5 protein-coding genes are annotated in these 4,338 nt (G+C 69.1%); 2 read left to right on the plus strand and 3 right to left on the minus strand.

Annotated features, from left to right (window positions below; all coding sequences use genetic code 11):
* A partial coding sequence (locus I53_RS28290; RefSeq protein ID WP_251982483.1) for a PAS domain-containing protein occupies positions 1–340 on the minus strand: 340 nt, incomplete at its 3' end.
* A 743-nt stretch (positions 341–1,083) separates the two neighbouring features.
* On the opposite strand from I53_RS28290, the gene I53_RS28295 reads away from it, so the two are divergent.
* Positions 1,084–2,019, plus strand: a complete 936-nt coding sequence (locus I53_RS28295; protein WP_043357298.1) for a sugar kinase — start codon at positions 1,084–1,086, stop codon at positions 2,017–2,019.
* A gap of 115 nt (positions 2,020–2,134) precedes the next feature.
* On the plus strand, positions 2,135–2,941 hold the full coding sequence (locus I53_RS28300) for a DUF502 domain-containing protein (RefSeq protein WP_374701387.1): 807 nt from the start codon (positions 2,135–2,137) through the stop codon (positions 2,939–2,941).
* Between the two features lie 255 nt (positions 2,942–3,196).
* Here I53_RS28300 and I53_RS28305 read toward each other — a convergent pair whose 3' ends face one another.
* On the minus strand, positions 3,197–3,520 hold the full coding sequence (locus tag I53_RS28305) for a hypothetical protein (RefSeq protein ID WP_043357302.1): 324 nt from the start codon (positions 3,518–3,520) through the stop codon (positions 3,197–3,199).
* A gap of 285 nt (positions 3,521–3,805) precedes the next feature.
* The coding region (locus I53_RS28310; RefSeq protein ID WP_286009595.1) for a helicase-related protein at positions 3,806–4,338 on the minus strand (533 nt) is incomplete at its 5' end.

The raw sequence follows: 4,338 nt of genomic DNA on the forward strand, positions 1-4,338 counted from the left end.
GCGGCAGGCGCACCAGCTGCTTCCGGTCGCTCACGTCGAGCGCCGTGCCGTTGAGGGCGACGGGGCGCCCCTCCGTCGAGAACCGGATCTCCATCGTCAGCGACAGGGTGCGAACCGTGCCGTTCGGCCGGATCACCCGCACGATGACCTCGCGCGGGACATGCCCCTGCCGGATATCGGTCAGCGCCGGCATCAGGTGCCGATCCTCCGGGTGGATCAGACTGAGCAGCAGGTCATAGCGCGCCTTCGCGGCATTCGGCACCAGACCGAGCAACCGGTAGAATCCCGGAGACCAGATCTGCTCCCCACCCGCGAAGACCCAGCTCCACGCACCGCTCATCCCACGACTTTCCGTGAGAGTCAGGAACTCTCCCGAAGAAAATGTCAGAGCGCTTAAAGCAGTATGGAACATCTCAGCACCGCGCGGACCATATCATCGTTCCACACATCCGAACAAGGGATTTTTATTGCGATTAATTCATAATTAAGCTCAATGTTCAAGCAATAATGTAAAATGTTTTGCGGAATCTATTTTACAATACAGCATTCCCATCCAATCCGACCCAGATCATCGTGATGCAGCCCATGACCTGCGAGCTTGCGCCTGCCACGCTCCGCTACACGGACATTCCGCCTGCGGAACCCTCATCCGCCCCCGCGGCGCGCCGCCTGAACCGCATCGCGACCGGCTCTCGATCAGTGCACCCGCAAAAGTTGGCACCGTGTCTCGCTCACGCATGTTTCAAAACAATGATCATCCGCGATAACATTGGATCTATTCCGAGCAAGAGGCTTGGCGACACCATATTTCCCCGAGCTATTCACTGAATATTGGATAAATCGCGATCCATATTCGTAACAAAGATATTTTAATACGCCGGGCCACAAGACGATTTCATAAATATTACGGAGCAAATATTTATTCTCATCACCTCGCGCCGGCGGCCATGGTCGCGTGTTCAATCGGTCGCCGGTCCGCACGGAGGGGCGCGGATCCGGGATCCGGTGCGGCCGCGCCGGCGGACGGTTGACAGGTCGGGCCGAACAATGCGGGGAGGTGGGCCGCACACCGGGAGGAACCGCATGAGGGTCGCCTGCATCGGCGAGTGCATGGTCGAGCTGTCCGAACGCCCGGACGGGACCCTCGTCCAGGGCTTCGGCGGCGACACGCTGAACACCGCGCTCTATCTCGCGCGTCTCGGCGTCAGGGTCGATTACGTGACGGCGCTGGGCGACGATGTCTGGAGCGACGCGATGGCGGCAGCCTGGGGCCGCGAGGGCATCGGCCTCGACCGGGTCCGGCGGCTGCCGGGCCGGATGCCGGGGCTCTACATCATCCGCACGGATGCCGCGGGCGAGCGCAGCTTCCACTACTGGCGTGATCGCGCCGCGGCCCGGGACCTCTTCACCGGGCCCGGCGCCGCCGAGACCGAGGCGGCACTGACCGGCTACGACCTCGTCTACCTGTCCGGCATCAGCCTCTCGCTCTACGGCGAGACCGGGCGCGCCACCCTGTTCGGGACGCTGGCGCGCCTGCGGGACCGAGGCGGTCGGGTGGCCTTCGACACCAATTACCGGCCCCGCGGCTGGCCCGACCACGACGAGGCCCGAGCGGCCTTCCGCGCGGCCCTGGCGCTGGCCGACCTGATCTTCGCCTCGGCGGAGGATCTGAACTGGCTCTTCGGCGCGGCGGGGGCGCACGAGGTGCTGCGCCATCGCGGTCGGGCCGAGATCGTGCTCAAGGCCTCCAGCGGATCCGGGCCCGTCGCCCGGGTGCTGCACGGGGCGGCCGACACCGCCGTGCCGGCCGGGCCGGCGGTGCGGGTCGTCGACACCACGGCCGCGGGCGACAGTTTCGCGGCCGGCTATCTCGCCGCGCGCATCGCCGGGCTGGCACCGGAGGCCGCCGCCGGCGAGGCCCATCGCCTCGCCGGGGCGGTGATCGGGCATCGCGGCGCCGTGATTCCCCGGGACGCGATGCCGGCACCCGCCGTCCGGCAGCCCGCTCCGGAGGCCTGAGGGTCGCCGGGACCGGGGGCCGCCCTGAGGCGGACAGGCGCAACCGCTACCTCTGCTCCCGGGGGACGATCCCCGCAGCTTCATCGCCGCGCGTGGTGCGGCCGAGAGGGCACCCGTGGCGCCGAGTCCCCCGCCGATTCCCCCGCCGATCCAGATTCCCGAGCCCGACGCCGCCGCGGGCGGCGGCGCCCCGAAGACGCGGGTCAGCGCGCGCGGCCGGCTGCGCACCTACTTCCTCACCGGGATCATCGTCGCCGGCCCCCTCGCCATCACCGCCTACATCACGTGGTGGTTCATCGCGCTGATCGATTCGTTCGTGAAGCCGCTGGTGCCGGCGAGCTACCTGCCGGACCATTACCTGCCGTTCTCGATCCCGGGCCTCGGCCTCGTGATCGCCTTCCTGGCGGTCACGCTGCTCGGCTTCCTCACGGCCAACCTCGTCGGCCGTTCGGTGATCGAGTTCGGCGAGGTCCTGCTGGCGCGGACGCCGGTGATCTCCGGCCTCTACAAGGGCCTGCGGCAGATCTTCGAGACCCTGTTCTCGGCCAACGGCACGTCGTTCCGCACGGTGGGGCTGGTGGAGTTCCCCGTGAAGGGCACATGGTCCGTGGTCTTCCTGTCGGCTCCCGCCGGCCACGAGGTCGAGGGCGCGCTGCGCGCCCGGGGCGCCCCCGCCGACGAACTCGTCGGCGTCTTCCTGCCCTGCGCCCCCAATCCGACCACGGGCTTCTTCTTCTACCTGCCCCGCGCCGAGGTGGTGGAACTCGCCATCAGCGTCGACGACGCCGCCAAGCTGGTGATGTCGGCCGGGGTGATCCAGCCCGAGGATCCGCAGGGGCGCCTCAACGCCATGGCGGCGACCCTGCGGACGGCCCAGCAGGCCGGCGGAACGGTGTCGCGTCGGGAGCCGCAGGACGCGTGAGGCCGCGCTTCCGGGCCAGGCCCGCTTCGGGCGCGGCGCCCGCCCGGCTCCGAGACCGACCCGTCAACGCGCGCAACACGGCGACCCGGTCGCGGCCGCCCGCGCGGCGTGACGCGCCGCCGGATTGCGTCGTCTCCCTCGGAAAGCCCCTGAAGGCGGGGCCGATGCCGCCTGCAGGGCGGACGAAAAAGGCCGGCCCGCACAGGTGCGGACCGGCCTGGAATGCCTTGGAAATCCCGTCCGTTCCGCGGCGGCTCAGCGCTGCAGCGAAGCCGTCTGCGGAGCGATGGTCGGCGGGGTCGCCTGCGCGACCGTCACGGCGCTGCGGGGGGGCGTCGGCCCCCAGCCGGCGGCGCATTGGAGCGTGAGGGCGAGACCCAGCGCGATGCACAGCCCGTTGGCGGCCAGCCAGAAGGGGCGGGCGGCCCGCCGCACGGCGGCCTGCAACTCGTCCGCGGTCTTGCCGGCCGCCTCGGCGGCGCGATCCGAGATCGGCAGCAGCCAGGGCTCGGTCGGCAGGGCTTGGATACCGGCCATCTCGTGGGAGCCCGGCAGGTTTTGGAACAGTCCGTTCGACATGTCCGTCCTCCAGATTCGTCCGTGATGTCCCGGCTTACCGGGCCATTCGTTCATCTCCAGTTAAGGGAAGAATATGGCTGATGCAAGATCGCGCGGCCTGTCCGGAGCCTGCCGGGCCGCCGCCAAGACGCGGCCAAGCTTCCGCCTAATCCCAACAAGTTCTTGATAAGATTGGTCTTTCCCGAGAGCCTGTGACATTGCGGCATCGGCCTCCCGGCTTAGCCGAGCGAGGGCGATTCCCGCCCCCACCGTTCAGGAACACCGGACTTTCCTGAACGAAACCGTTCATCCGGCGCCGATCAAGCGGATCGCAGCCTCGCGCTCGAACAGGTAGAGCAGCACCCGCAGCGCCTGCCCGCGGGGGCTCTTCAGTCCGGGGTCGCGCTCGACGATCATGCGGGCATCGTCGCGGGCGGCTTCCAGCAGGGCGGCATCGCTCTCCAGGCGGGCGAGCCGGAACGCGGCCATGCCGGATTGCCGGGTGCCCAGCACTTCCCCCTCGCCGCGGAGCTTCAGGTCGGCCTCGGCGATGCGGAACCCGTCCTCGCTCGCGCGCATCATCTCGAGCCGGGCCCGCGACACCTGCCCGAGCGGGCCCCGGTAGAGCAGCAGGCAGGACGAGGCCTTCGAGCCGCGCCCGACCCGGCCGCGGAGCTGGTGCAGCTGCGCCAGCCCGAACCGCTCCGCGTGCTCGATCACCATGATGGTCGCCTCGGGCACGTCGACGCCCACCTCCACCACGGTGGTCGAGACGAGGAGCTTGGTCTCCCCGGCGGCGAACCGGGCCATGGCGGCATCCTTCTCGGGGGCCGGGCATC

The organism is Methylobacterium sp. B1 (assembly GCF_000333255.1).
In the GTDB taxonomy this organism is placed as follows: Bacteria; Pseudomonadota; Alphaproteobacteria; order Rhizobiales; family Beijerinckiaceae; genus Methylobacterium; species Methylobacterium fujisawaense.

Coding starts and splice junctions, on each gene's coding strand:
- I53_RS28295 (WP_043357298.1), top strand. CDS start 1,084: ATGAGGGTCGCCTGCATCGGCGAGTGCATGGTCGAGCTGTCCGAACGC.
- I53_RS28305 (WP_043357302.1), bottom strand. CDS start 3,520: ATGTCGAACGGACTGTTCCAAAACCTGCCGGGCTCCCACGAGATGGCC.